The sequence below is a fragment of the Marinobacter sp. MIT932201 genome, from assembly GCF_047123295.1.
GTDB lineage: Bacteria > Pseudomonadota > Gammaproteobacteria > Pseudomonadales > Oleiphilaceae > Marinobacter > Marinobacter salsuginis.
Genome location: NZ_CP138917.1, coordinates 1714275 through 1740671, shown reverse-complemented (window position 1 = coordinate 1740671; position 26397 = coordinate 1714275). Strand labels below are relative to the sequence as shown.

The window sequence follows — 26397 nt, the reverse complement described above, 5'->3', positions numbered from 1 at the left end:
GAATGACAGAGTAGCGGTATTACACCGGCGTGAAGGCACGAACAGGCGCGGAAGCCGCGCCAATCGCTTGATAATTTCCCGGCAAGCCCCAATGCTAGACTAGATCACAATCAAGAACGATTCCCGCCGGCGGCGGGACCCTCGTGAACAATCAACAGGAGTTGCCATGAATTTCAGCCTGAGCAGTAAAGCCATCGCCAGCACCAAAGCAGACTGCCTTGTTATTGGCTTGCCTGAGAAAGGCACCTGGCCCGATTCGACCAATCAGGCCGATGAGGCTCTGGGCGGGCTGATCAAGACACTCCAGAAGGCCGGTGACCTCACCGGCAAAAATGCCACCACAGTGACAATTCCGCTGACCGATCAGCCCTGGAGCCGTCTGCTCGTGGTTGGCACGGGCAAGGATGCAGATCGCACCCCCGCCAACTACCGTAAAGCGCTGATTGCAATGATGACCGCGCTCAAGGACGGTCCGTCCAAAAGTGTCGCGATAGCGCTGGCAGATACCCCGGTAACCGGCGAAGAAGCCGTGAGCTCCGAGGCCGCCCGGCTGAGCCTGATTGGCAGGACGCTGGAAGACCAGCTCTACACCTTCAGCGACTTCAAGAGCGAAAAGCCTGCCGATCGCAAGCTCAACAAAGTCGTTGTACATGCGTCGAATGCCGGCAAAGCCCTCAAGGATGCCTTCAACCTCGGCCTGGCCACAGGGCGCGGTATGAACTTCACCCGGGATCTCGGCAACACCCCGCCCAACATCTGCCATCCGGAATGGCTGGCCCAGCAGGCTAAGAAACTGGCCAAGGACTACGACTCCATCAAGACCGAAGTGCTTGATGAGAAGCAGATGGAAAAAATGGGCATGAACACCATCCTGGCCGTGGGCAAAGGCAGCACCCAACCCCCACGCCTGATCGTGATGGAATACCGTGGCGGCAAGGCCAAAGACAAGCCCCATGTCCTCGTTGGTAAAGGCATCACCTTCGACACCGGCGGCATCAGTCTCAAGCCTGGCGAGGGCATGGATGAGATGAAGTACGACATGGGCGGCTCCGCCAGCGTCTTCGGCGCTATGAAAGTGCTGGCCGAAACCCAACCCAAGATTAACGTGGTGGCGGTTATTGCCGCGGCGGAGAACATGCCGGACGGCGGCGCTTCCCGCCCGGGCGATATTGTGACCACCCTGTCGGGTATGACCGTTGAAATCCTCAACACCGACGCCGAGGGCCGCCTGGTACTTTGCGACGCCCTCACCTACGTCAAGAAATTCGACCCGGCCGCAGTGATCGATCTCGCCACCCTCACCGGTGCCTGCATCATTGCCCTCGGCAACCATGCCACCGGCCTGCTGGCTAACAACGATGATCTGGCCAACGAACTACTTGCCGCAGGTGAGCGTGCCGGGGACCGTGCCTGGCGCCTGCCGCTCTGGGACGAATACCAGAGCCAGCTCGACAGCAACTTCGCCGACATGGCTAACATCGGCGGCCGCCCGGCCGGCACCATTACCGCAGCGTGCTTCCTGTCCCGGTTCGCCAAAGACTACCGCTGGGCGCACCTCGACATCGCCGGTACTGCCTGGCACTCCGGTAAGGCCAAAGGCTCCTCCGGCCGCCCGGTGCCCCTGCTGGTCGACTACCTGATGTCCCATGCCGGATAACAACCCGGCGCCCTCTCCGGAAACCGGCAGCGCCGCTGCCGGCTCTTCCGGCCAGGAGGACCGCAACCAACGCTACTGGTTCCACATCCTCGCCCAGAACACCCCCGCAGCCCGCAACCTCCACGCCGCAAAGCTCGTGGACAAAGCCTGGCAGCAGGGAGACCGCGTGTGTGTCGTCTGCGATACCATGCAACACGCAGAAGAACTGGACGACCTGCTCTGGAACTTCAGCCCCGACGCCTTCATTCCCCACAGCGTTGTTCCCGATTCAGCTACCACCTGCACCGACCCTGTCGGCATCCTGCTATGCCCGCCGGTCGCCGAAGACTGGGATACCGTGATCATTCTTTCGGCCACCTTGCCGGCGGATGCAGACCGGTTCAAACGGCTGGCTCTGGTCGCCCATAACGATCCGAATGTGCTGAATCAGGCCCGCTCGCATTTCAAGCAGTTGCGGGCACTGGGAATTGAACCCCGGGTGCATGATCAGAGGAAGCGTTAGGTTCGCCGCAAACAGGGCGACCATGTATAATCGAGCGTCTCAATTTTCCCTTGTGAATCAACCAACGGTCACTGCAGAACCCCATGGAAAAAACCTACCAGCCAGAAAACATCGAGCGCCAGTGGTACGAAAACTGGGAAGCCAAAGGGTACTTCCGCCCCACAGGTGAAGGCCAGTCCTACAGCATCGCCATCCCGCCGCCCAACGTCACCGGCAGCCTGCATATGGGCCATGCGTTCCAGCACACCATCATGGACACCCTCACCCGCTTCAAGCGCATGCAGGGCCGCAACGCACTGTGGACCGTCGGCACCGACCACGCCGGCATCGCCACCCAGATGGTGGTTGAGCGCAAACTGGCCGCTGAAGAAGACAAAACCCGCCATGACCTGGGCCGGGAAGAGTTCATCAAGCGCATCTGGGACTGGAAAGAGCACTCGGGCGGCACCATCACCCGCCAGATCCGCCGCCTCGGCAATTCCGTGGACTGGGACAACGAACGCTTCACCATGGACGACGGCTTCTACAAGGCCGTGCAGGAAGTGTTCATTCGGCTGTACGACGAAGGCCTGGTCTACCGCGGCAAACGCCTGGTGAACTGGGACCCGAAACTGCACACCGCCATTTCTGATCTGGAAGTGGAAAACAAGGAAGAGAAAGGCTTTTTCTGGCATCTGCGCTACCCGCTGGCTGACGGCGTGCAGACCAAAGACGGCAAAGATTACCTGGTGGTGGCCACCACTCGTCCGGAAACCATGCTCGGCGACACCGCCGTGGCCGTACACCCGGACGACGAACGCTACCAGCACCTGATTGGCAAACACGTGATGCTTCCGCTGGTGAACCGTCGGATTCCAATTGTTGCCGACCATCACGCCGATCCGGAGAAAGGCTCCGGCTGCGTGAAGATTACTCCGGCCCACGACTTCAACGACTATGCCGTGGGCAAGCGCAACAACCTGCCGATGATCAACGTCATGACCCAGGACGCCAACATCCGGGACGTGGCCGAAGTGTTCAATGCCGATGGCAGCGAAAACACCGAACTCGACGGCACCATGCCCAGCGCCTACGCCAGACTGACCCGGGAAGCAGCCCGTAAACAGATTGTTGCCGACATGGAAGCCGAGGGGCTGGTCGAGAACATCGAGGACCACGTACTCAGCGTGCCCCGGGGTGATCGCTCCGGCCTGATTATCGAGCCCATGCTGACCGACCAGTGGTTTGCCGACGCCAAGACCCTGGCCAAACCGGCCATTGAAGCGGTGGAAGACGGTCGTATCCAGTTCGTACCCAAGCAGTACGAGAACATGTACTTTGCCTGGATGCGCGACATCCAGGACTGGTGCATCTCCCGCCAGCTCTGGTGGGGCCATCGTATTCCGGCCTGGTACGACGCCGAGGGCAACATCTATGTTGGCCGCAGCGAAGATGAAGTTCGCCAGAAGCACAACCTGGATGCCGACGTCACCCTGGAGCAGGATGAAGACGTTCTGGATACCTGGTTCAGCTCTGCCCTGTGGACTTTCGGCACCCTGGGCTGGCCGGAAATCACCGAGCGCCTGAAGACCTTCCATCCGACCGATGTGCTGGTAACCGGCTTCGACATCATCTTCTTCTGGGTTGCCCGGATGATCATGATGACCATGCACTTCATGAAGAACGAAGACGGTACGCCCCAGGTGCCCTTCCACACCGTGTACGTCACCGGTCTGATCCGCGACGAGCACGGCGACAAGATGTCCAAGTCCAAGGGCAACGTGATCGACCCGCTGGACATGATTGATGGCATCAGCCTGGACGACCTGCTGGAGAAACGCACCGGCAACCTGATGCAGCCGAAGCTGGCCGAGAAGATCGGTAAGCGCACGAAGAAGGAATTCCCCGAGGGCATCGCCGCCCACGGCACCGACGCCCTGCGTTTCACCCTGGCGGCCATGGCCACCACCGGCCGCGACATCAACTGGGACATGAAACGCCTGGAAGGCTACCGCAACTTCTGCAACAAGCTCTGGAACGCAGCCCGCTACGTGCTGATGAACACCGAGGGCGAAGATTGCGGCGTAAATGACGAGCCCGTGGAGCTGTCCCTGGCCGATCGCTGGATCATCAGCGAGTTGCAAAGCTGCGAACAGGATGTCATCCGTTACCTGGACCAGTACCGGTTCGATCTGGCGGCCTACGCGCTGTACGAATTTATCTGGAACGAGTACTGCGACTGGTACCTGGAGCTGTCAAAGCCGGTGCTCAATGATGAAAGCGCCAGCGCCGAAGCCAAGCGCGGAACCCGTCGAACCCTGGTACGCGTACTGGAAGCGGTTCTACGCCTGGCGCACCCGATGATGCCATTTATCACCGAGGAAATCTGGCAGCGCATTGCGCCTCTGGCCGGGAAGACCGGCGACAGCATCATGCTGCAGGCTTACCCACAGCCGGATGCAACCAAGCAGGATGCAGCGGTCACTGCCGATATTGAATGGCTGAAAGGCGTAATCGTTGCCGTTCGAAACATCCGGGGCGAAATGAACATCTCGCCGGCGAAAAAGATTCCAGTACTGCTGCGCGGCAAAGACGCCGAAGACCAGCGACGCATGAACGACAACCGCCAGTTCCTTGGCTCCCTCGCCAAATTGGAGAGCCTGGACTGGTTCGAAGGTGACAAAGCTCCGATGTCTGCTACCCAGCTGGTAGGAGACATGGAAGTTCTGGTTCCCATGGCCGGCCTGATCGACAAGGATGCAGAGCTCAGGCGCCTGGACAAGGAGCTGGAGCGCCTGCAGAAAGAGATTGGCCGCCTCGAGGGCAAATTGGGGAACGAGAAGTTTACTGCCAAGGCGCCAGCCGAAGTGGTTGAGAAAGAGCAGGAGAAACTCCGGGACGCCCAGAGCAGCCAGGCCCGCCTGAGCCAGCAAAGGGCTGACATCGAGGCCATGTAACCGGCATGATCGGCATTCTCGGCGCAGGCTCGCTGGGCAGGCTCTGGGGCGCAATGCTACCTACGGGGGGCATTGCCTTCATTGCCAGGCCCGGTGAGCCGACCGGCGCCAGTGTCGATTACCGGTTCCGGCCTTTTAAAGGGCCGGAATCACAAGTACGGATTCCCTTTCTACAGCCTGGCGACGAGCCAGAGCTTATTCTGGTTACAACCAAGGCCGGCGATACCCTGGACGCCGTTGCCGGCGTCATCAACCAGTTCGCAATTGATACCCCCATCCTGCTTTTCCAGAACGGTCTTGGCAGCCAGCAAGCCGTTGCCAAGCGGTGGCCGGAGCGACCAATCCTGGCCGCAAGCACTACAGAGGGCGCGAACCGACCAGAATCAGGGCTTCTCGTTCACGCCGGTACCGGTGACACCTGGGTAGGCCCGATGACAAGCCCCGCCAAAGCAACGGTCAGGAAAGCCGTTACCATGCTGGCAACCTCCGGCCTGAACATTCATCCGGAGACGGACATCGTTCAGCGCCTCTGGCAAAAACTCATTATTAACGCCGGCATCAACCCCTACACCGCCATCCTGGACTGCCCCAATGGCAAGATTCTGGATGCCCCCCTGTACCAGAGCACCATCGACCAGCTCTGTCTGGAGCTTTCACAGCTGATGGACGCCGCCGTCAGGATTCGACAGACACCGGACGCGCTACGGGAACGCATCGAGCAGGTAGCACGCAATACCGCCGGCAACACGTCATCCATGCGTGCCGATGTTCAACGGGGACGCCGAACCGAGATAGACTTTATAAACGGATACGTGGCGAAACTGGGAAAAGAGCTCGGCATCGAAACTCCGGTGAACCAAATGCTGACCGAACGGGTACAACAACTGTCGTGACGTTAACAGGAGCAGACTGATGGGCAACCGCCTTTCCAAGATTTACACCCGCACCGGCGATGACGGCTCTACGGGCCTGGCCGATGGAAACCGTATTGCCAAGAACGCCCAGCGGGTCGAGGCCATGGGTACCGCTGATGAACTCAACTGCCACATCGGGCTTTTGATCGAGACACTGGACAGCGACGACGAACTGGTGGAAAGCCTGCGCCGTATCCAGCACCATCTGTTCGACCTTGGCGGCGAATTTGCCATTCCCGGCAGCCGTGTGATCGGCGACGAACACATTGAGTGGTTGGAGGGCACCCTGGACCGGCACAACGAGGGTCTACCGCCACTGAAGAACTTTGTGTTGCCAGGCGGCAGCCCCGCTGCAGCCCAATGCCATCTTTCCCGTGCGGTCTGTCGCCGTGCAGAGCGGGTTGTCGTCGCCCTCGGCCACGAGGATTCCATCAACACTGCTTCCCGGCACTACCTGAATCGTCTCTCTGATCTGTTATTCGTCATTGCCCGCGTATTAGCCCGACGCGAGGGCGGTGAGGAAATTCTCTGGGAACAAAAAAAATCCGGCCTCTAGGGCCGGATTTTTAGTTGTCTCGCTCCAGTTCTGGCGCCAGTCAGACTTTAAAGGCCTCCACCAGACGCTGAAGTGAGGCCGTTAGTTGCGACATTTCCCTCGAGGATCCCAGTGTCTCCTCGGCATTGGCGGCCGTTTTATGGCCCAGTTCGCCAATCTGCTCGACATTGGCATTCACGTTTTTCGCAACGGCAGACTGCTCTTCTGCCGCCTGTGCAATCTGGTGGCTCATATCCACGATCACCGAGATGCCTTTGGCGATTCTGTCCAGAGCTTCCGTCACTTCACCAGACTTCTGCACCGTTGTCTCGGTAACATCCCGGCTGTTGGTCATGGCCGACACCGCGTCTTTCACGCCGCTCTGAAGCCGGGAAATCATGCCTTCGATCTCTTCGGTGGATTTATGGGTACGCTGAGAGAGTGAGCGGACCTCATCGGCAACTACCGCAAACCCACGACCCTGTTCACCTGCCCTCGCGGCCTCAATCGCAGCATTCAGGGCCAACAGGTTGGTCTGTTCGGCAATCGCCTTGATCTCTATCAGCACCTGGCTGATGTTGTCGCTGTCCTTGCTGACCCGGTTAATCACTTCCACTGCGCCGGAGATCTCGCCTGCCAGCTTGTTGATGGTTTCTACGGTATCGGCAACGACGCCACGACCGGTCTCGGTGTCCTGCTCGGCGTTGCTGGCGCTGTCTGCCACCCGGTGAGCGCTTTCGGTAACTTCGTGAACCGCCTCGACCATCTGGTTCATGGCTTCGTTGATCTGGCCGCTTTCTTCCATCTGCCGTGCCACGGCTTCGCTGTTGGCCGCCGCAGTATCGTTGACCCGGGTTGCCTGCTGGTCCACATCCGCCGTAGTCCGGCTGACGGAACGGATAAGCTCGGCAATCCGGTCGGTCATGTTATTGAATTCCGTGGTCAGCTCGCCCAGTTCGTCGCGATTGCGCAGCATGATGTGGGTGGTCATATCGCCGGCAGCGACGCTGCGAGCCGCTTCGCTGAACCGGTTAATGGCGGTGCGTACAGACATGAAGAAGCCGATATAGAGATAGACCACCACCAGAAGAACAACAACCAGGGCGATGACGATCAGCCGGCGCTGATTGACCTCACTGTTCAGCCGCGCCTGCAGATTCTCGTCGACCACGTTGAAAGCCGCCGCCTTGACCTGATCATAGTGAGCCAGTTGCCCGGACATCAGGTCGTTGTATTCAGTCCAGGGCATTTCCAGGCGCATCGGCGTAATCACGTTCACATCCAGTTGATCCCGAACCACCATCAGGCTCTCATCAACCCGCTGGATGGCATTACCCGCCCGCTCAGCCAAAGCCGGCGATGCCTCAGAGGCCAGGGCCAACGCTGGTGAGAGCAGTGAACTGCGATTGGTCAACTGGTCATAGATTTCGTTCAGCGTTTCGCTCAGCGCATAGCCTACCTGTCCCTCGACCAGGGCATAGATACCGTAGGATTTTGCCTGGCCAATCACGGTGCGGGCTGCCGGCAGTGAGTCGCGGACAAGTCCCAGAATCAACTGATTTTCCCGGGACGTCCCCTGCCCCAGGCCCGAGATTTCAATGGTGGCCGAAAGCAGGGCCTGAGCCTTCTGGACAAATTCCTGGTAATACTTGAACTGCGGATCGAAGTTACCCTGATAGTTGTCTTCAGACCGCAGAGCCTCCCACTCCTGCCGAAGGTCGTTGACCTGCTCGGCCCAGGAGCCAGATGTATCGAAAGAACGAGCCTCGGCAGTCAGGGCCGCCAGCGTATTATCGATCTCACTGGCAGCCTCTTCCGACACCGCCATAATAGCGCTCTCGTCCTTGATGATCGCGGGTGAGCGATAATCGCGATAATCCATCGCGGCGTCCACCAGCCGGTCAACCTGCTGAAGCTGCTCAAGCCCCTCGACACCTCGAGTCATGGTCTGGACGGAACGGTTCAGCTCGGAAATGGCGAGCCAGGACAGCCCACCGATCGGTAACAGGAACAGAATGCTGATGAGACTGAACTTGTAAACCATTGGCAGCCGGTTCATCAGTGCAATGGCGGGATTAATGAGTTGCTTCACAGGGACCCTCGTGCTGGCAAAAAACAACTGAACTCATGTTCTTTTCTTATATTGTCGCCTAAAGTCTTAAAAACTTAAGCATTATTTCTTGTTAAACTGTAATGTTTTATAAAATCCGGCTCAGACAACCCCGGAAATGACCAGCAGAGCGAGCGTGCATATCCAGACCAGCATGCTTCTGTTCAACAAATCCCTTACTGCTCTCAGGCTACGTCCTCCGAACGCTGTCCACTCATCCGGATGAACCCGGGAAAAGCGGGCTGGATCCAGCGCATACCCGGTTAACGACCCGTTGGCCGAAATCATGAGCACCTCCCCGGCTTCTTTGGTCACACCGGTCAGCGTGCGGCGGGTTTCCCGCAGCCAGCCGGCCAGGTCTCCGGCAATTCCGAAGGTCAGGGAAAGAAGCCTGGCAGGGATCCAGCCGGCGAGGTTCGCCAACCCGGAAAAGCGCGGCCTTGCCGGAGCCTGGGGCCACTGATCGGCAAGAGCAACCAGACCGCGGGCGAGAACGGCAACGCCGATACCACCAACCACGTACCAGAAAGCCACCAGAAAGAAGCGCTGGAACACCGACACCATAAGTGCCTTCGACAGCGAGAGGTGCATGGCCTCGGGAGACACCGCTGCTCCCCGTTCATCAGCCGGCAAAAGATCTTTCACATGATGCCAGGCTGACTGCATGTCCCCCCGCTGCCATGCCTCTGCGTAGGCCCGGAGGATCTGTCGCCAGCCAGGCGTTCCCATGAGAACGACCAGAACCAGGAACTCCAGTGGGTAAGCAGCCATTCTCCAGCCGGAGGCGACCAGGAGATATTGCGCAAGCCCGAGCAGAAAGGCCGGCAATAAAACCAGTGCCAGCCCGATACCTATCCCGGACTCACGGCCTGCCCTGACCCGGCTGCCATGCCTGAACCAGCGACGCCAGACCTCGTCACCGGAGAGCAGATCAAGGGAATCCAGACGCCTGCGAACCATGTAAGCCAGCAGAAACACAACAAACACCATTCAGACGTTCCTCCCCGAACCTCTCGCTGCGTGCAGCCCCGCCCGGAAGTACTGCCAGTCGAAGGCCGGCCCCGGATCAGTTTTCCTGCCCGGCGCAATGTCGCAGTGGCCGGTGATACGGTCAGCAGTGATGGCCGGCCAGGCTGCCATAATCAGGTCCGCCACCTCTGCCAGCCTACGATACTGTTCAGGGGTGTAAGGGATGTCGTCAGTCCCCTCCAGTTCTATGCCGATGGAGAAATCATTGCACTCGTCCTGACCTTCGAAACACGAACGGCCAGCATGCCAGGCGCGCTCCAGCAGACTGACAAACTGAACCAGATCACCATCCCGACGAATCAACAGATGGGCGGACACCTGAACGCCCTCGATGGTCTGGAAATATGGGTGCGCGGAGTGATCAAGCCGGTTGCAGAAAAAGTCCTCTATTTCCGGACCGCCAAACTGCCCGGGAGGCAGGCTGATGTTGTGGACGACCAACAGGGAGATGGGCACCCCGTCCGGACGGGGCCCGAAATTTGGCGAGGGACGCCAGCGGGCGAAGGAAATCCGTCCGGTTTCACGAAGCAATCTTGCATCGGTACCGGAATCAGTATGGCGTTCGGCGAAAACGTCTGTATCGGGCAAAGTAATTCCAGATGTATCAGAGGATTACACTCTCTGATTGAATCACAAACTTGCCACGGTTGCTACGAATCAGTCCTTGCGGCTGCTGCGCAGGTTGTCGATGATCGACTCCAGTGCCCGATCAAAGATGAGGCCATCATCGAGCATGCTGATCTTCCCGGCTTCCATGTCGGCGGCGAGTTCCAGACGCAAATACTCGGCCACCTTGGCACCACTGCGGTTGACGAAGATGTACTTGCCAGTGGCTTTGATAAAGGCCGCAAGCTTGCAGCGCACCTTGGTTTCGTCTCGGGTTAGCTCAATCCATGAACCCACGCGCAAGCTTTCCGCCTTTTCCAGCCATTGCGGCGATACCTGAGCCGGATCCGCAGTCTCTGCCATCCCCGCTTTTTCCTCTGGCGCCTCGTTGGCCAGCTCAGAGGATGCCTGCTCGGGCTCGGTCGGCGCCGGGGTCTGCTTGAACCCCTCGTCTGGCGCCGGAGGAGCCACAGGCGCTTGCAGCGAGCGCTCGGGCTCTGGCTCGGGCAAGTCTTCAGGCTCCGCCAAAGGTTCGGGACGGGACGGCGCGGTCACCAGCCGCTGGAAAACGTCTACGTGGGCCAGTTCCAGGTCACGAATGGCCGCATCGGTGGCAAACGGGTCCCAGGAAATTTCCTGGAGGGCCTTGCGAAGGTCATCCACAATGGCTGGAATCGCACGGAGAAGCTCCCCACGGGTAGAGTCATTGATCGGGCGAGGGTCGACACTCCACACCAGCTGCTCGGTGAGATTCCGGGCGTGTTGCCAGCGGTCGCTTTCCTCACCTTCACGGAGAACCACCCATTGCAGATATTTGGCCCATGCTTCGTTCAGGAGCCCGACAACCGGCTCGGGAATGTCCCGTTGCTCCATCAGTTCCTGTAACAATCCGTCCGCCGCCTGAGAGGCACGCTCCTGCCGGGCTCGACCCTCTTCTGCATCCCGCAGGCGTTGCTCCACGAGCTCACGACGTCTTCGGTCGAGATCCATGAAGTGGCTGAAGTCTTTGAGCAGTTCTTCGAACAAACTGACGTCGGTGGTGAACTCATCCAATACCCTGTCCACAACCGATTCAATTTTTTCCCTGAGCGGGTCCCTCTGGCCGGCCTTCTTTTCAGTCCAGCCGATGGCTGACAGCGCCAGTTCATTAAGCAGCTTACGGACCGGGTGACCGCCGCGATTGAAGAAGTTCTTGTCGCTCAGCGCCACCTTGAGTACCGGAATCTGCAGGCGACCAATCAACGCCTTCATAACAGGATGCAGCTGACGATCCTCAAGGATGAAGTCGAACAACATGGAAACCAGGTTGATCACGTCGCTGTCCACCTGGCCCACGTGCAGGCTTTTGCCATCACCTGAGCGCAGGATCGGCTGAAGCTGCTCGTTCAGCGGAACAACGGCATCGTCGCCCCATTGACGACTGTTAGACTGCGCCTCGGTGAGGCGCGCCATCAGTCTATCAGTATCAATGTAACCTTCACCGTAAGAGCCAGTACCGCTGGCAGGAGCGGTATCGCCCCGGTGCAGCAGCGCACTGAGCTCCGAGAATGTTGCCTGCGATTGAGACATACCCTGGTTCTCTGAAGAAAAACCTTCCTGCCCGCCCGCGCCTGCCGGTGCCGAACTCTCGCCTGCCGGGCGCTGACCCGAGCGAGCGGGCACCCTGCCGGTAGGGGGACGCTTCATGTCCGGCATAACCCCTTCATTAATCAGGGTGCGGTTCGCTTCTTTGTAGAAGTCACCGAGAGTATCGGCAAGCAGGCGATCAAACAGCTTCAAAACCACCAGCTTTGCCCGGATATCAATATCCAGATCGGCACAGGCTTCGGCAACACCGCCACAGATGATCTCCGGACTCAATGGCATCTGCGCGTCTTTCAGCTCAATTCCCGGCAACAGATGCCCGACACGCGCTGTCAGCAGACGGATCTGTTCGGTGTAGCGGTTCCGGAGCTTGTTGATCAGGTTGTCCACAGCAACCTGCTGCTCCAACTGGGAGTGATCAACGAGGCTGAGAGAGTCCTCATCCACGTGCTCCAGGGACCGGCCGCCCTGCTGGGGTTGGAACTTTCCAATTTCATTGAACGCCTGGCTGACGTACTGGAGAATCGAGACCATCATGGACTTGCGACGAAGCCTGAGCTCGCGCATGGCGTCAAAGTAGGCGGTCTGGTCAAGATTTGTCCCGGCTCTGTCGGCGAGTTCGAACAGGGCATCATCGGCACGATCGAAAAAACTGGCAAGAACGGACTTCAGGGACTGACCCGATGCGTCACGCAGACGAATGAGGGGCGCAGGCAATGAAAACCGGGCGGGCGGCTTCTGGCCTGAAAAGCTGACAACCTTGTTATCGTGCACCATGTCGCTGCTCCGCCTTGTCTTGCAATAATGCCTTTTGGTTTCTCCACTTCACATGATACGAGCTGCCCACGTCAGGTTGTGTCAGATTTTGTCACCTTTTGTGTAGACCTGACGTGCATCACAGTTTAGCAGTCTGGACTCAAGAGTTTGGCGATTCTCTGGCAGCCCTTTAGAATTGGCAGCCTGAAACGCTCACAACCCTCTGCACCGGACATTTTGCCCTATGATCTCCCCAGAACTCCTTCGCCAGGCCCGAATTGAGAATGTTGCCCAGAGCCTGCGGGAAGACATTGGTGATGGTGACATCACGGCCAGGCTGATACCCGCCGACAAACGGGCGAAGGGCCGCGTGATTACCCGGGAAACCGCGACGATTGCAGGAAGGGAATGGGTTAACGAGGTGTTCCGACAAGTGGACCCGTCCGTGGAACTCACCTGGCAGGTATCCGATGGTGATACCGTTTCACCGGACCAGGTGCTGTTTACTATGGAGGGCCCTGCCAGAAGCCTGCTCAGCGCCGAGCGAGCAGCCCTGAACTGGCTCCAGACCCTGTCCGGGGTAGCTACTTCATGCGCCGCTTATGCTGCCCGGGTTGCCCACACCCAGGTTCGCCTGCTGGACACCCGCAAAACCTTGCCAGGTCTGCGTCTGGCCCAGAAATACGCCGTTACCTGTGGCGGTTGCTTCAATCATCGCATCGGCCTTTGGGACGCCTTCCTGATCAAGGAAAATCACATTGCCGCCTGCGGCTCAATCGCCACTGCCATTGAGGCCGCCCACAGGATTGCGCCAGGCAAACCGGTTGAAGTGGAAACCGAGAACCTCGACGAGCTGGCGCAGGCGCTGAAGGCTGGCGCAGATATCATCATGCTGGATGAATTCTCGCTTGAGGATATGCGAACGGCTGTTGCCACCACTGGGGGCAAGGCAAAGCTAGAGGCCTCCGGGGGCATCAACGCCGACACCCTGGTGCCGGTCGCCGAGACGGGCGTGGACTACATTTCGATCGGGGCGCTGACCAAAGATGTGAAGGCCCTGGATCTGTCTATGAGACTGGACTGATCACCCGTCACTCAGAAGGCGATCGATAGCTTCCAGTTCCCTGACCAGCCGGCTCCCGGACTCCGGCCGTCCCCGGAAGTGCTCCTCGGCCATCGGTGCGATGCCGGAAGCCGAGGGTAACGGGTGATCGTTTTCGATGATCACCTTCATCCGCTCAACGAAGACAAACTGCAGCCACTGGGTGAACTCCAGCGTATCGATACAGAATGGCTGAACGCTCTGGAATGCTTCGTCCGGTGGTGGCTCAGACTCCCAGAGACCCAGCTGCCGCAACTCCATCTCAATGTTCAGAAGGCAGTCTGCAACCTGCCCGATCGGGTTACCGGATTCAGTCATATCAATCTTGCCTCAATCGTTGAGCGGCTCAAGCTCCACGGTTTCACCATGCAGGACCCGGAACAGGTCCTCATACTGGCGTGTCAGTGGGTGCTTGGGCGCCATGTGAATCAGGGGTTGGCGGCTTTGATGGGATTCTTTCATTTTCACGGAGCTTGAGAGCCTTACCGGCAGCATGGGCAAGCCTTCTTCGGTAAGCTCCCTGACCAACTGCTTCGGCAAGCTGGCGCGGGGCTGGAACTGGTTGGCAACAATTCCCTCCACCACAAGGTCCTCGTTGTGATCTTCCTGGAGATCACGAATCTCATTCAGGATGTTGTACAGGGCCTGCCGGGAAAAATCGTCACAATCGAAGGGTATCAGGCAACGCTGGGCGGCAATCAGAGCGGAGCGCGTGTAGAAATTCAACGCGGGCGCCGTGTCGATGTAGATCGCATCGAAGGATTCACCGAGCTTTTTCAGTGCTTCCCTCAGTTTGTAGATCTTGTGCTTCGCTTCCAGCTTGCGTTCCAGGAAGTCCAGCTCCGGGCTGGAAGGCATCACAAACAGGTTCTTGAACGGTGAGGCGTGGACAAATTCATCCGGGCGGCGATTGAAAACCGTAAATGCAACCGTCTGTTCAAGCAGATCGGCGACGGTGTCCTTGAGCTCGCTGGCAGGCTTGCCGAGCAGATAATGGGTGGAGTTTCCCTGGGGATCAAGATCCACAACCAGAGTTCGCTTTCCACGAGCGGCGCTGATGGCCGCGAGGTTACACGTGATACTGGACTTGCCGACACCGCCCTTCTGATTGAATACCACCCGTCTCATTTTTTCTCTCCCTTGATGAACCCGTTATCGTTTTCTGCCCTGCAATGCGTGCCGTCCAGCTCACCAATCCATCACTGTTTTCACAAAGGGGATGGTAAGCCGCCTCTGGGCCTGAAGTGAGTTTTCGTCCAGTATATCCAGAATCCCCAGCAAATCACCGAGCCTCCGCGGTGCCCGGCGCATGATGTAGCTGGCGACGTCATCTGCCATGACCAGCCCCCGCTGCTCTGCCCGGGCCCGTAGAATCTTCAGGCGATCCTCATCCCGGTATATGCCCAACTGGATGACCAACCCGTGACTGAACCTCGAGACCAGATCCGGCAATCCAAAGGGCAGGCTGGCTGGCAAATCAGAGAGACTTACCAACAACAGGCCGCCCCGATCCTGTATCCGGTTATACAGGTGAAAAATGGCCTCTTCCCATACCTGCTGCCCTGCAATGCGATCGACATCGTCCAGACATACAATGTCATGGCCCTCAAGCCCCGACAGGGCATCGGCACCGAAAGGCTCCAGCTCTGCGATGCTGATACAGACCGCCGTCCTGCCCTGCTGCTCACCCAGGTGGCACACGGCCTGCAAAAGATGACTCTTGCCGGTATCGGCATCACCACACAGAACAACCACCGGAACATCATCAGGCCGATGACACACGGATTCAAGGCGCTGGGCCGCCGTGGTGTTCCTGTCACCGTGAAAGTTATCGAAACGGGCATCATCGCGTAGCTTGACCCCAAGCACCAACTGGGACGCGGTCATGGACGGGTAGCCCTCCAGGCCCGCAAGCTCCATACAATCAGGTAATGCCCGCCGCTGAACACTGCGGAAACAGCCACCAGGAGAATGCCGGCATCCACCACCCAGGGCTGCATCGGCAGGTCCGCCAGAAGCACGATAATGGCAAGGGCGACGAGAATCTGGATAAAAGTATTGATCTTGCCGGGGATGCTTGGCTCCATATCGTATCGGCCAACCTTGTAATGGTATGCCAGAGCCCCGACAACAATGAGAAGATCGCGACCCAGCACCAGCAAAAACAGCCATACCGGCAGAACGGCGGTGAGTGTCAGCATCAGGTAGGCCGTGATCAGCAGGGCCTTGTCCGCCAGGGGATCGGCAATCGCCCCAAGCCTGGAACGCCAGTTGAAATGCCGGGCCAGGAACCCGTCAACCGCATCGGTACCCGCGGCCAGGAAGAAAATCAGCAACGCCCGGCGGTAATCTCCGGCAAGGAGTGCTCCGGCAAAAGGAGCGATCAAGAGGATACGCAGGAACGTCAGGGCATTGGGAATCCAGCGCCAGCGGTGCAAATTCAAAAGACTCCCTCCGGTTACACCTTATTCGCCGCCATCGCTCCCGATGACAGAAGACGGTTGCCAACGATAATACAGAACCTGGTACAGGGATTCGAACGCCTCCTGAGCCTCCTCCTCATCGACGGGCACCGGCTGATAGGTAAACTGGGAGGTTTCTTCGGGCCCTGCCACAGAGGTTTGCTGATCCGGACTCTGCGGTTGGGCTTCCTCGCTCCCAGTTGCTGCTTTTGTGTTCGCGTCCGACGACGTTAACTGCCCCTCTGATGTCGGCCCGGCACCTGGGCGTTCCGCGGGAACGTCTGACTCCATCGGCACAAAGCGCGGATCCAGGGCGATATACTCGCGAAGCTGATCCAGCTCACCGGAAAACGCCACGCGCAGGGTAAGCTGTTCATCGCGTACCCGGTGGGCACCGACACTGACAACCGGTGTCAGCCCCTCCAGCACTTTGTTGGCTTTTGCATAGTCTTCCAGTGAGGTCACGCCGCGCAAAACAATGTCCACCTGCGGCGAATCCCCCACTTCTGATGCAGCGACTGCATATCGGCTGGCATAGAGCTCGGCCCAGCGATTGATCACGGCCTCCGCCAATGCTTCCGGAGTCTGCGCCGTAACCGACTCTTCACCGGTATTCATGGCCATACCATCGAACACCCAGCCCGCTCGCCATTGGCCGCCGGTGCGGCTGACCCGAACCAGGGCGAGAACATCGTGATCCAGATCCTCAGAGGCGGACTTCACCCGGCCGATAAACTGCCCCCAGATATCCGAAAGCAACTCCCGATCAGCGCCAAAATCCGATGGCGGTAATGCAACCGGCAAGCCCCGCTTACCGGCCGCCTCATCGAACGCAGCCCGCCAGGTGTCGGCGCTTTCTGCAGCGGCGCCCGCTTCTGGGCGCGTGACGAGTGTTCTCGAACCACGATCCTCGGCAGCGATCCAGGCCAGCGTGAGCGGCCTGTTGGCGCCCCACACCGGCGCATTGATCGAAGCGAGGGCACGGTTAACACCAACTGCCCCGAAAGACATGCTCAGAACACTCTGGCCGGACTCATCCCGGGCAACCTGATAGGAAAGTAACAAAGACTCGGCCTCGGACAGCAGTGCGTCAACGCCCTCCATAGCCAGCACCTCACGGGTACCGGAAACCCGGATAAAGACCTGGCTGAGGCCATCGGCATACCCCTGGGCCAGTTGCCCGGGCGAGGATCCTTCCACCGGTACTTTGGCCGAGTACAGACCGGAGACTGTCACCGCGGTTACCGGGGCGGAAAACCCGACCAGCAGAAAGCTGAACAACGCAAAGAACCACGTCGCGGAAACAGACCTTTGTGCCGGCTTTTGTCCTGATACTGACATGAAACACCCTGCAATTCCTATGAATGGCGCATAGGATACACCATGCCCCAAGGCGTGAGTAGCAGCCACGGATTTCGGAAAAGCAATATACATTTGGAGCGCCACACCGCACCTGTTAAAATCCGCCGCCTGACACACTGGCCAACGGTTAAGTACACCATGAGCGAACAGAAGCCCTCCCTGACCTACCGCGATGCTGGCGTCGATATCGACGCAGGCAATGAACTCGTCAGCCGAATCAAGGACACCGCAGCGCGAACCCGTCGCCCGGAGGTTCTTGGCGGTCTGGGTGGCTTCGGCGCCATGGTCTCGATTCCCGCCGGCTACAACGAGCCTGTTCTGGTTTCCGGCACAGACGGCGTCGGCACCAAGCTCAGACTGGCCATGCAGCTGGACAAGCACGACAGCATCGGTATTGACCTGGTCGCCATGTGCGTGAACGACCTGGTGGTTGGTGGCGCCGAACCACTCTTTTTCCTGGACTATTATGCGACCGGCAAACTCAACGTTGATGTGGCTGCGCAGGTTGTCGCCGGGATCGGCGAAGGCTGCGAACAGGCCGGTTGCGCGCTGGTAGGCGGAGAAACCGCTGAAATGCCGGGCATGTACGAGGGCGACGACTACGATCTGGCAGGCTTCTGTGTGGGCGTTGCTGAACGCAGCGAAATTATTGATGGCGGCCGGGTTCAGGCCGGCGATGTTCTGATTGCCCTGGGCTCTTCCGGACCTCACTCAAACGGCTATTCCCTGATCCGGAAGATTCTGGAAGTCAGCAACGCCGACCTCGAGCAGCCAATGGGCGACACTACCCTGGCAAACGCCCTGATGGCTCCGACCCGCATCTACGTAAAGAACCTCCTGCAACTGATTCGCGAGGTGGATGTCCGGGCCCTTTCCCACATTACCGGTGGCGGCCTGCCAGAAAATATTCCCAGGGTTCTGCCAAACGGCACCATAGCGGCCATAGACACCGAAAGCTGGTCGCTGCCTCCGGTTTTTGAGTGGCTCAAGAACAACGGCGGCGTGGCCAGTGAAGAAATGTACCGCACGTTCAACTGCGGTATCGGCATGATCGTCTGCGTGCCGGCCAACCAGAAGGAACTCGCCCTGGATACGCTTAAGGCTCTGGGCGAACATGCGTGGCAGGTGGGTACGATCGAGCGCGCAGACAGTGAAGAGGCTGATGCCCGCGTTCGCTACGCTCCGGGACTGCTGTCGGCATGAAGGCAGATCAGACTCCGTTACCGAAAACCCTGGTGCTCGCCTCCGGCAGTGGCACCAACCTTCAGGCTCTCATTGAAGCCAGCCGAGAACGGGATTTCCCGGGGCAGATCGTTGCCGTTGGCTGCAACCAGCCCGGAGCATTTGCCCTCGAGCGCGCGGCCCAGGCCAACATCGAAACCTTTGTGGTCAACCACAAGAATTTCGAATCCCGGGATGAGTTCGATGCCTCCCTGATGGCGGAAATCCTCCGCTACAATCCGGACGTGATTGTTCTGGCAGGCTTCATGCGTATTCTGACCACCGACTTTGTCCGGGCTTTCCGGGGCAAGATGCTGAACATTCACCCCTCATTGCTGCCCAAGTACACCGGGCTCAACACGCACCGCAGGGCACTGGAAGCGGGTGATAGGGTTCACGGCGTCTCTATCCACTTCGTCACCGAAGAGCTGGATGGCGGCCCGGTCATTGCCCAGGCAGAGGTGTCGATTGCTTCCGATGACACACCCGAAAGCCTCGCGGAAAAGGTACAGGCCAAGGAGCACATCCTTTACCCTATCGTTGTGCGCTGGTTCTGCGAAGGCCGGATTCAACTGGGCAGCGATTATGTGCTGTTCGACGGCGAACCGCTGAACGCGCCCATGCGCCTGCCGGACAACTGATACCTCCCCTGAACGAATTGTCATCCCCGCACTCGCTCCAAGCAGCTACACTGTCGCCATTGATGACGGTAATGGTTCGGGAATGACAAGATGCTTTCACGACGACTCACCAGAGCAGGCTTAGCGGTCTTGCTGGCCTGCCTCGGCATTCTGGCCGGGCCGGCCAATCTGCACGCACAGACTGAAGCCGACCTGAGCCCTTTCGAGGCCAGCTACACCGCAGCCATGGAAAAGGGGCTCTCCCTCAATGGTACTGCAAAGCGCACACTTACCTCCCAGGGCAACGACATCTGGCTTTACCGGACGGATGTCGATTCCTTTATCGTGAGTATCGACGAATCGCTCGTATTCCGCTGGGAGGACGGACACGTCATACCCATGCGATACCGGTACCGACTATCCGGTTTTCTGATCAGCGACCGAAAGCAATCGATCGACTTTGACTGGTCCGCAGGCGTCGCAAGCGGGGAATACAAGGGCAAGCGCTTTGAACTACCACTTGAGGAAGGGCTTCTGGACCCGCTGGGTTATCAGCTTCAGCTGCATCAGGACATCAAGAACGGCGAGCGGGATATGACCTATCGGGTGCTGGACGGCAACTCCATAGATACCGATCGCTTCGCGGTGATCAACGGCGAGAAGATAAACACGGGCAGCAAACAGAGAAGCACACTCAAGGCAGAGAAGGTCCGCGAGGACTCGAAGCGCCAGACCCTGATGTGGTTTTCGCCGGAGCAGAATTACCTGCTCGTCCGGCTCAGACAGGTGGAGCCGGACGGCAGCACCTACGAGCTGAAACTCAAGGAAGCGGAGTTCGAGCGCTAGACGCTGCGCCCGGCCTCCCGCCACACCGCCTTGACCTCATCAGCAATGATCCGAAGACCTTCGGCGACCCGGTCGTCGTCCTGTGAATAGGTAACGCGCAGGCACTCGTGCCGGTGCCTCCAGCCATCCTCGGGCAACCCCGGGAAGAAATAATGCCCGGAAACCACCAGGACACCCCGGCTTTTCAGCCTCTGGTACAGTTCCAGGCTGGTAATCGGCAGGTCCGGGAACCAGAGCCACAGGAACATGGCGCCTTCGGGTTTGTGGACGTACCAGCGGCAGCTGTCCTCACCCATGGCCTCCCGGAAAGCCGCCACCGCCCGCTCCATCTTCGCCTTGTAGAAGGGGCAAACCACATCCCGGCTCAGGGACAGGATCTCACCGGAGCGAACCAGCGGCTCCGCCAGCATGGCACCAAAGCTGCCAGTCGCCAGATTCATGATGGCGTTGATACCGGAAAGCGCCTTGATCACGGGCTCGGCCGCAATCACGATACCGGTCCTCGCCGCCGGCAAACCCAGCTTCGAAAGGCTCAGACAGAGGATAATCTGGTCGTTCCAGGTCGGCGTTGCATCAACGAACAACAAGCTCGGGAAGGGCGTGCCGTAGGCTCCGTCAACGATCAGCGGAACATCGTGCTGCCGGGCAAGCTTTTCGAGCCGTGCAAGCTCCTCATCAGTTACAACATTGCCAGTGGGATTGGTTGGCCGCGACACACAGATGGCGCCGGTTTCTCCGGTAACCTCCACCGCATCAAAATCCACCCGATACTTGAATTCGTGGGCATCGGTGAAGGAGATGTCCGGCTGAACCGCGTGAAACAGTCCCGGTTCGATGCCAGCGTCGGCGTAGCCGATATACTCGGGGGCCAGTGGCAACAGGATATGCTTGCGTTGTCCTTCGCCATAATCGCCGCCAAACATGTTGAACAGCATGAAGAAAGCCGCCTGACTGCCGTTGGTCAGGGCAATATTCTCGGGCTTCAACCCCCAGCCGTATTCCTGGTTAAGCAGTTCGGCGAGCGAGGCGATAAACTGTTTTTCACCCTGGGGCGGATCGTAGATGCCGACCAAACGGCGAACGTCACCCTCACTACGACTCATATCGGCCAGAATTTCCTGCACCCGCTGCTGAATCTCGGGAATGTGCCCTGGATTACCGCCACCCATCATGATCATGTCATCTCCGGATGCCATGGCGTTACCCAGGTCATCCATCAGGGACGTGATACCGGCATCGGCGGTGAACTTGCGACCAAAAGCAGAGAGTTTCATGGGGTTAAATCCATCTGACCTAATCTGAGAATAAGGAGTACTACCGGAAGTGTAGCTTGCTTCTTCACCCTGCGTTTATTCGCTGAGCGAGATACCGAGGTTACTGACGCCCTCGTTGGCGGCGTCTTCCCGAAGCCGGGCCACAAACTGATCGGTTGGCGTACGCTGGCGTTTCAGAGCCAGGATCAGGTCCCGCTGGAAGGTTTTGTCTTCCTTCATCAGCGGATGGTGATCAAGCAAACGAACAAGTTCGTCCTCCTCCAGATCCTCGCCCTCCGACAGCTCAATAAAGTTCATCACGGTTCCGGTAGCCATTTGCGAGGCATCGGTGGCCCGGTGCTTGGCCGGGTTGAGCCGGTTCAGCAGGGCCTGCTCCAGTAGCTGACAGAAGTCGAAGGCCGGGTAAACGCCATAGGCATCATAGGCTTCGACGTCTGGCGACAGGGTTTCCAGTTTCGCAAGTAACTGGGGAATGGCGGATTCCGAGACGTCTTTCTGAAGCATGTCCCAGCCCAGATCCAGAAGCTGGCGCATTTTGGCACCGGTTTTCAGGCCCATGGCGTCGGAAAACAACGCGTAATTCGGGAATGAGCGCTCAGCCAGAGCGAGCAGGAAGGCGCATTCGCGCCAGCCCTGCAGTTGTGAGACGGCTTTCAGGAACTGATTGGCGTTCATGTCCTGGGCAGGGTCACGCCGGTCTGGCCGAGGTACTTGCCGCCGCGATCCTTGTAGCTGGTTTCACAGATTTCGTCAGATTCGAAGAACAGCATCTGGGCCACGCCTTCGTTGGCGTAGATCTTGGCCGGGAGGTTGGTAGTGTTGGAAAACTCCAGGGTTACCTGGCCTTCCCATTCCGGCTCCAGCGGGGTTACGTTGACAATGATCCCGCAACGAGCATAGGTGGACTTGCCCAGGCAGATGGTCAGGACGCTTCGCGGGATGCGGAAGTATTCAACGGTGCGAGCCAGTGCAAAGGAGTTCGGCGGGATGATGCAGACGTCGCCGGTGTAGTTGACGAAGCTGTTTTCGTCGAAGTTCTTCGGGTCCACGGTGGCGGAGTGGACGTTGGTGAAGATTTTGAATTCGTTGCTGCAGCGTACGTCGTAGCCGTAGCTGGAGGTGCCGTAGGAGATCACGCGGCCTTTTTCGGTTTCACGAACCTGTCCGCTTTCGAACGGTTCGATCATGCCGTGTTGTTCGGACATCCGGCGAATCCACTTGTCGGATTTGATGCTCATTGGCGAAGTCTCGTATCCACTGGGAAAATTGGGGCGTAGTTTACCTGTTCACTCGGGGTCTGTCGAAGCCCACGGAGTTTCCGCCTTAAGGGGGCTGCGACTGTTATTCAGGACTTCACCATTGGCGGGCTACGCCCACAGGGGCAGCCTTCCAAAAAACGCTACGAGCACATCCATGTGCGCTTGGCGAAGGCCATCCATGGCCTTCGACATTTTTGGAAGGCTGCCCCTGCGGCCGTGATCAAGCCAGTGAGTTAACCGCCGCAGTTCTGCGCAGCGCCTCAGTGCTCGGTCACGGAAACACTTGAGATCGAACCGGAGAGGTTCCGCTCGCGGGTCGAGAGCTCGGCCCCTACTCTTCTCGCGATGTCGCGGTAACGACGGGCCACTTCGGAGTCCGGTTCGGCAATTACCGAGGGGGTGCCGCCATCGGTCTGTTCGCGAATGGTCATATGCAGGGGCAACTGGCCGAGGAGTGTGGTGTCGTACTCCTCAGCAATGCGTTCGCCGCCGCCGTGGCCGAAGAGGGGTTCTTCGTGGCCGCAGTTGCTGCAGATGTGGACGCTCATGTTTTCGACCACGCCAAGCACCGGGATGTCGACTTTGCGGAACATTTCGATGCCTTTCTTGCCGTCCAGCAGGGCGATGTCCTGGGGTGTGGTGACGATGACGGCGCCGGTTACCGGGACTTTCTGGGCCAGGGTGAGCTGGATGTCGCCGGTGCCGGGGGGCATGTCGACAATGAGGTAGTCGAGTTCGTTCCAGAGGGTTTGCTGCAGCAGTTGCATCACGGCGCCGCTGACCATGGGGCCGCGCCAGACCATGGGGGTTTTCTCGGTGACGACGAAGGCCATGGAGTTGGCCTGGAGTCCGTGGGCGTCCATGGGGACGAAGTATTTGTTTTCGCGGGTATCCGGGCGTTTACCTTCAGGCACGCCGAGCATCATGCCGATGCTGGGGCCGTAGATGTCGGCGTCGAGGATGCCGACCCGTGCACCTTCGGCCTGGAGAGCCAGAGCCAGGTTGACGGCGGTGGTGGATTTGCCGACACCGCCCTTGCCGGAGGCGACGGCGATGATATTTTTCACGCCGGGGACCGAGGGCAGGTCTTTCTGGACTTTGTAGGAGTGGATTTTCTGGTCCACGTGGACGTCCACATTCTCGACACCATCGACGTCTTCCAGGGCGTTACCAACCAGCTGTTTCAGGGCTCCTGCGATGCCTTTCGAGGGGTATGGCAGCTCGACCATGAGGGTGACGTTCCCGTTGTCGTCGGCGTTGAGGGATTTAACGGCACCCAGTTCGTAGAGGTCCTTGTTGAGGTAGGGATCGCGGTACTCGCGAACCGCTGCTTGCAGGGCCTGCTCTGAAATCTGTGTCATCGGGTTCTCCGGAATAAGCTCATGCTCGATTTTAAGCACGGAAACAGGTGATTCGGGTGAAAATTATCTGCTCGGAAGGTATCATCTGTGCCCGTTTCTGACCATATGGGGTCTTTATCTGGGGCAATCAATCAAGACAGCCGCCAGTCCCCGTTTTGTTTTTCCAACCCGTGTCAACATAAGGTTCGGACATCACCATGACGCAAGCGAGCAAGCAACAGCGCGATATTCTGGTTACCAGCGCCCTGCCGTACGCCAACGGCCCTATCCACCTGGGGCACCTGCTGGAATACATTCAGACCGATATCTGGGTGCGCTACCAGAAGATGCGGGGCCAGAACTGTTACTACGTTTGCGCCGACGATGCCCATGGCACCGCCATCATGCTGCGGGCCGAGCGGGAAGGTATTACCTCTGAGCAGTTGATCGACCGGATCCGTGAGGAGCACCAGGAAGATTTCGCCGGGTTCCATATCCGCTTCGACAACTATTACACCACCCACTCCGAGGAGAATCGTCAGTTCTCGGAATACATTTACCGTCAGCTCCAGGAAAACGGGCACATTGCCACGCGCAAGATCACCCAATCCTACGATCCGGAAAAGAACATGTTCCTGGCGGATCGCTTCATCAAGGGCACCTGCCCCAAGTGCAAGACCGAGGACCAGTACGGTGATAACTGTGAGGCCTGTGGCGCCACCTACACGCCGGCCGAGCTGATCAATCCGCGCTCGGCGGTCTCCGGAGCCACACCGATCGAGAAGGAATCCGAGCACTATTTCTTCAAGCTGCCGGATTTCCAGGATTTCCTCGCCAAGTGGACCCGCAGCGGTACGCTGCAGCCGCAGGTGGCCAACAAGCTGGCTGAATGGCTGGACGCCGGTCTGCAGGAATGGGACATCAGCCGTGATGCGCCCTACTTCGGTTTCGAGATTCCGGACGCTCCGGGCAAGTACTTCTATGTCTGGCTGGACGCGCCGATCGGTTACCTGGCGAGCTTCAAGAACCTCTGCAACCGGGAAGGCATCGATTTCGAGCACTTCTGGAAGGCCGATTCCACCGCTGAGGTCTACCACTTCATCGGCAAGGACATCATCAACTTCCACGCGCTGTTCTGGCCGTCGATGCTGCACGATGCCGGCTTCCGCACTCCAACCGCCGTCTGGGCCCACGGCTTTGTGACGGTCAACGGCAAGAAGATGTCCAAGTCCCGGGGCACCTTCATCATGGCCCGCACCTACCTGGACCATCTGAACCCGGAATACCTGCGCTACTACTTCGCCGCCAAGCTGACCGGCAGCGTGGATGACATGGACCTGAACCTGGAAGATTTTGCGGCGCGGGTGAACTCGGATCTGGTGGGCAAGGTGGTCAACATTGCCAGCCGCAGCGCCGGTTTCATTACCAAGCGCTTTGACGGCCAGCTTGGCCGCGTGACCGAGCACGCCAAACTGAAAGAATTCATCGAAGCCGGCAAGGAAATCGAGGAATTCTACGAGACCCGCGAATTTGGCCGCGCGATGCGCCGGATCATGGAACTGGCGGACATTGCCAACCAGTATGTCAACGACGAGCAGCCCTGGGTGATTGCCAAGCAGGAAGGCCAGGACGAGAACCTGCAGGCTATCTGTACCAACGCCATCAACATGTTCCACCTTCTGATGACCTATCTGGCGCCGGTACTGCCGGAAACTGCCAAGGCGTCCGAGACGTTCCTGAATGCGCCGCTGGACTGGAACAACCGCGGCGAGCGCCTGGAAAACCACGGTATCAACAAGTTCAAACCGCTGATGAACCGCGTGGACATGGCCCAGATCGAGAAAATGCTGGACGCCTCCAAGGAGGAATTGCCTGCAGCGACCGGCAAACCGGCGCCTGCTGCCAATCTGGAGCCGATCGCAGATGAAATAGAATTTGGCGATTTCGCGAAAGTGGATCTTCGGGTGGTTAAAATTGTCAAAGCCGAGCATGTGGACGGCGCCGACAAGCTTCTTCGCCTCACCCTTGACGTAGGGCATGGCGAGCGCAACGTGTTTGCTGGTATCAAGTCAGCCTACAATCCGGAAGAACTCGAGGGGCGCCTGACGGTGATGGTCGCTAACCTCAAGCCACGGAAGATGAAGTTCGGGATGTCCGAGGGCATGGTTCTGGCGGCCGGCCCCGGCGGCAAGGACATCTTCATACTGTCCCCGGATTCCGGCGCCACCCCCGGCATGCGGGTCATGTAAGGGCGACCTGGCAGAGCTGGCAGGGGCCAATGG

23 protein-coding genes are annotated in these 26397 nt (G+C 58.8%); 10 read left to right on the top strand and 13 right to left on the bottom strand.

The features are described from left to right. Positions 1-166 precede the first annotated feature (166 nt). The 5 genes from SIC15_RS07905 to SIC15_RS07885 all read left to right on the top strand — a co-directional run bounded on the left by SIC15_RS07905 (position 167) and on the right by SIC15_RS07885 (position 6565). Positions 167-1657, top strand: a complete 1491-nt coding sequence (locus SIC15_RS07905; protein WP_209398064.1) for a leucyl aminopeptidase — start codon at positions 167-169, stop codon at positions 1655-1657. Beyond that, positions 1647-2159, top strand: a complete 513-nt coding sequence (locus tag SIC15_RS07900; protein WP_209398066.1) for a DNA polymerase III subunit chi — start codon at positions 1647-1649, stop codon at positions 2157-2159. Before SIC15_RS07905 ends, SIC15_RS07900 begins: the two co-directional genes overlap by 11 nt. 83 nt (positions 2160-2242) lie before the next feature. Continuing rightward, the gene (locus tag SIC15_RS07895) at positions 2243-5095 is read left to right on the top strand and encodes a valine--tRNA ligase (RefSeq protein WP_209398076.1); all 2853 of its coding nucleotides are present in this window, start codon (positions 2243-2245) and stop codon (positions 5093-5095) included. Positions 5096-5100: 5 nt separating this feature from the next. Beyond that, entirely contained in the window at positions 5101-5988 is an 888-nt protein-coding gene (locus SIC15_RS07890) for a ketopantoate reductase family protein (protein ID WP_209398078.1), read from the top strand. A 19-nt stretch (positions 5989-6007) separates the two neighbouring features. After that, entirely contained in the window at positions 6008-6565 is a 558-nt protein-coding gene (locus tag SIC15_RS07885) for a cob(I)yrinic acid a,c-diamide adenosyltransferase (protein ID WP_209398080.1), read from the top strand. A gap of 40 nt (positions 6566-6605) precedes the next feature. On the opposite strand, the gene SIC15_RS07880 is transcribed toward SIC15_RS07885, so the two are convergent. From SIC15_RS07880 to SIC15_RS07865, 4 genes are all read right to left on the bottom strand, one after another. Then, complete coding sequence (locus SIC15_RS07880; protein ID WP_412537398.1) at positions 6606-8636, bottom strand: methyl-accepting chemotaxis protein; 2031 nt, start codon at positions 8634-8636, stop codon at positions 6606-6608. 120 nt (positions 8637-8756) lie between these two features. Beyond that, positions 8757-9644 carry a histidine kinase gene (locus tag SIC15_RS07875; RefSeq protein ID WP_412537397.1) on the bottom strand — a complete coding sequence of 296 codons (888 nt, stop codon included), beginning with the start codon at positions 9642-9644 and terminating at the stop codon, positions 8757-8759. Continuing rightward, positions 9645-10214, bottom strand: a complete 570-nt coding sequence (ampD, locus tag SIC15_RS07870; RefSeq protein WP_412537597.1) for a 1,6-anhydro-N-acetylmuramyl-L-alanine amidase AmpD — start codon at positions 10212-10214, stop codon at positions 9645-9647. A 126-nt stretch (positions 10215-10340) separates the two neighbouring features. Continuing rightward, positions 10341-12650: a DUF1631 domain-containing protein gene (locus SIC15_RS07865; RefSeq protein ID WP_412537396.1), complete on the bottom strand. Its 2310-nt coding sequence runs from the start codon at positions 12648-12650 to the stop codon at positions 10341-10343. Positions 12651-12873: 223 nt separating this feature from the next. On the opposite strand from SIC15_RS07865, the gene nadC reads away from it, so the two are divergent. Continuing rightward, a complete protein-coding gene (gene nadC / locus SIC15_RS07860) occupies positions 12874-13713 on the top strand; it encodes a carboxylating nicotinate-nucleotide diphosphorylase (RefSeq protein WP_412537395.1) in 840 nt (279 codons plus the stop codon). Here the strand turns inward: nadC and SIC15_RS07855 are convergent, their stop codons facing one another. Genes SIC15_RS07855 through SIC15_RS07835 form a run of 5 tightly spaced genes read right to left on the bottom strand, consistent with a single transcriptional unit; the run spans position 13714 to position 17534 of the window. After that, positions 13714-14049 carry a YqcC family protein gene (locus SIC15_RS07855; protein WP_069184553.1) on the bottom strand — a complete coding sequence of 112 codons (336 nt, stop codon included), beginning with the start codon at positions 14047-14049 and terminating at the stop codon, positions 13714-13716. A gap of 12 nt (positions 14050-14061) precedes the next feature. After that, positions 14062-14859: a ParA family protein gene (locus SIC15_RS07850; protein ID WP_136629648.1), complete on the bottom strand. Its 798-nt coding sequence runs from the start codon at positions 14857-14859 to the stop codon at positions 14062-14064. A gap of 60 nt (positions 14860-14919) precedes the next feature. After that, positions 14920-15618: a DnaA regulatory inactivator Hda gene (gene hda / locus SIC15_RS07845; RefSeq protein ID WP_069184551.1), complete on the bottom strand. Its 699-nt coding sequence runs from the start codon at positions 15616-15618 to the stop codon at positions 14920-14922. Continuing rightward, on the bottom strand, positions 15615-16175 hold the full coding sequence (locus tag SIC15_RS07840; protein WP_069184550.1) for a CDP-alcohol phosphatidyltransferase family protein: 561 nt from the start codon (positions 16173-16175) through the stop codon (positions 15615-15617). The genes hda and SIC15_RS07840 overlap by 4 nt, the downstream gene beginning before the upstream one ends. A 21-nt stretch (positions 16176-16196) precedes the next feature. Then, the gene (locus SIC15_RS07835) at positions 16197-17534 is read right to left on the bottom strand and encodes a DUF2066 domain-containing protein (RefSeq protein WP_412537394.1); all 1338 of its coding nucleotides are present in this window, start codon (positions 17532-17534) and stop codon (positions 16197-16199) included. 159 nt (positions 17535-17693) lie between these two features. Here SIC15_RS07835 and purM point away from each other — a divergent pair, with 159 nt between their 5' ends. The 3 genes from purM to SIC15_RS07820 all read left to right on the top strand — a co-directional run bounded on the left by purM (position 17694) and on the right by SIC15_RS07820 (position 20242). Then, entirely contained in the window at positions 17694-18758 is a 1065-nt protein-coding gene (gene purM, locus SIC15_RS07830) for a phosphoribosylformylglycinamidine cyclo-ligase (protein WP_412537393.1), read from the top strand. Then, the gene (gene purN / locus SIC15_RS07825; protein WP_412537392.1) at positions 18755-19417 is read left to right on the top strand and encodes a phosphoribosylglycinamide formyltransferase; all 663 of its coding nucleotides are present in this window, start codon (positions 18755-18757) and stop codon (positions 19415-19417) included. The genes purM and purN overlap by 4 nt, the downstream gene beginning before the upstream one ends. Before the next feature lie 90 nt (positions 19418-19507). Further along, a complete protein-coding gene (locus tag SIC15_RS07820; RefSeq protein ID WP_412537391.1) occupies positions 19508-20242 on the top strand; it encodes a DUF3108 domain-containing protein in 735 nt (244 codons plus the stop codon). Here the strand turns inward: SIC15_RS07820 and SIC15_RS07815 are convergent. The 4 genes from SIC15_RS07815 to apbC all read right to left on the bottom strand — a co-directional run bounded on the left by SIC15_RS07815 (position 20239) and on the right by apbC (position 24136). Next, positions 20239-21516, bottom strand: a complete 1278-nt coding sequence (locus SIC15_RS07815) for a valine--pyruvate transaminase (RefSeq protein ID WP_412537390.1) — start codon at positions 21514-21516, stop codon at positions 20239-20241. The genes SIC15_RS07820 and SIC15_RS07815 overlap by 4 nt on opposite strands. A gap of 75 nt (positions 21517-21591) precedes the next feature. After that, positions 21592-22191 carry a YjaG family protein gene (locus tag SIC15_RS07810; RefSeq protein ID WP_069184544.1) on the bottom strand — a complete coding sequence of 200 codons (600 nt, stop codon included), beginning with the start codon at positions 22189-22191 and terminating at the stop codon, positions 21592-21594. Further along, positions 22188-22754, bottom strand: a complete 567-nt coding sequence (gene dcd, locus SIC15_RS07805; protein ID WP_008172848.1) for a dCTP deaminase — start codon at positions 22752-22754, stop codon at positions 22188-22190. The genes SIC15_RS07810 and dcd overlap by 4 nt, the downstream gene beginning before the upstream one ends. Before the next feature lie 281 nt (positions 22755-23035). Beyond that, complete coding sequence (gene apbC / locus SIC15_RS07800) at positions 23036-24136, bottom strand: iron-sulfur cluster carrier protein ApbC (RefSeq protein WP_209398098.1); 1101 nt, start codon at positions 24134-24136, stop codon at positions 23036-23038. 197 nt (positions 24137-24333) lie between these two features. Between apbC and metG the strand changes: the two genes are divergently transcribed. Then, on the top strand, positions 24334-26364 hold the full coding sequence (metG, locus tag SIC15_RS07795; RefSeq protein WP_412537389.1) for a methionine--tRNA ligase: 2031 nt from the start codon (positions 24334-24336) through the stop codon (positions 26362-26364). The last annotated feature ends 33 nt before the right edge of the window (positions 26365-26397 follow it).

Excerpts from the sequence above, each read along its gene's own strand:
- SIC15_RS07905 (WP_209398064.1), top strand. The coding sequence starts at position 167 with ATGAATTTCAGCCTGAGCAGTAAAGCCATCGCCAGCACCAAAGCAGAC.
- SIC15_RS07900 (WP_209398066.1), top strand. The coding sequence starts at position 1,647 with ATGCCGGATAACAACCCGGCGCCCTCTCCGGAAACCGGCAGCGCCGCT.
- SIC15_RS07895 (WP_209398076.1), top strand. The coding sequence starts at position 2,243 with ATGGAAAAAACCTACCAGCCAGAAAACATCGAGCGCCAGTGGTACGAA.
- SIC15_RS07890 (WP_209398078.1), top strand. The coding sequence starts at position 5,101 with ATGATCGGCATTCTCGGCGCAGGCTCGCTGGGCAGGCTCTGGGGCGCA.
- SIC15_RS07885 (WP_209398080.1), top strand. The coding sequence starts at position 6,008 with ATGGGCAACCGCCTTTCCAAGATTTACACCCGCACCGGCGATGACGGC.
- SIC15_RS07875 (WP_412537397.1), bottom strand. The coding sequence starts at position 9,644 with ATGGTGTTTGTTGTGTTTCTGCTGGCTTACATGGTTCGCAGGCGTCTG.
- SIC15_RS07865 (WP_412537396.1), bottom strand. The coding sequence starts at position 12,650 with ATGGTGCACGATAACAAGGTTGTCAGCTTTTCAGGCCAGAAGCCGCCC.
- nadC (WP_412537395.1), top strand. The coding sequence starts at position 12,874 with ATGATCTCCCCAGAACTCCTTCGCCAGGCCCGAATTGAGAATGTTGCC.
- SIC15_RS07855 (WP_069184553.1), bottom strand. The coding sequence starts at position 14,049 with ATGACTGAATCCGGTAACCCGATCGGGCAGGTTGCAGACTGCCTTCTG.
- SIC15_RS07850 (WP_136629648.1), bottom strand. The coding sequence starts at position 14,859 with ATGAGACGGGTGGTATTCAATCAGAAGGGCGGTGTCGGCAAGTCCAGT.
- hda (WP_069184551.1), bottom strand. The coding sequence starts at position 15,618 with ATGACCGCGTCCCAGTTGGTGCTTGGGGTCAAGCTACGCGATGATGCC.
- SIC15_RS07835 (WP_412537394.1), bottom strand. The coding sequence starts at position 17,534 with ATGTCAGTATCAGGACAAAAGCCGGCACAAAGGTCTGTTTCCGCGACG.
- purM (WP_412537393.1), top strand. The coding sequence starts at position 17,694 with ATGAGCGAACAGAAGCCCTCCCTGACCTACCGCGATGCTGGCGTCGAT.
- purN (WP_412537392.1), top strand. The coding sequence starts at position 18,755 with ATGAAGGCAGATCAGACTCCGTTACCGAAAACCCTGGTGCTCGCCTCC.
- SIC15_RS07820 (WP_412537391.1), top strand. The coding sequence starts at position 19,508 with ATGCTTTCACGACGACTCACCAGAGCAGGCTTAGCGGTCTTGCTGGCC.
- SIC15_RS07815 (WP_412537390.1), bottom strand. The coding sequence starts at position 21,516 with ATGAAACTCTCTGCTTTTGGTCGCAAGTTCACCGCCGATGCCGGTATC.
- SIC15_RS07810 (WP_069184544.1), bottom strand. The coding sequence starts at position 22,191 with ATGAACGCCAATCAGTTCCTGAAAGCCGTCTCACAACTGCAGGGCTGG.
- dcd (WP_008172848.1), bottom strand. The coding sequence starts at position 22,754 with ATGAGCATCAAATCCGACAAGTGGATTCGCCGGATGTCCGAACAACAC.
- apbC (WP_209398098.1), bottom strand. The coding sequence starts at position 24,136 with ATGACACAGATTTCAGAGCAGGCCCTGCAAGCAGCGGTTCGCGAGTAC.
- metG (WP_412537389.1), top strand. The coding sequence starts at position 24,334 with ATGACGCAAGCGAGCAAGCAACAGCGCGATATTCTGGTTACCAGCGCC.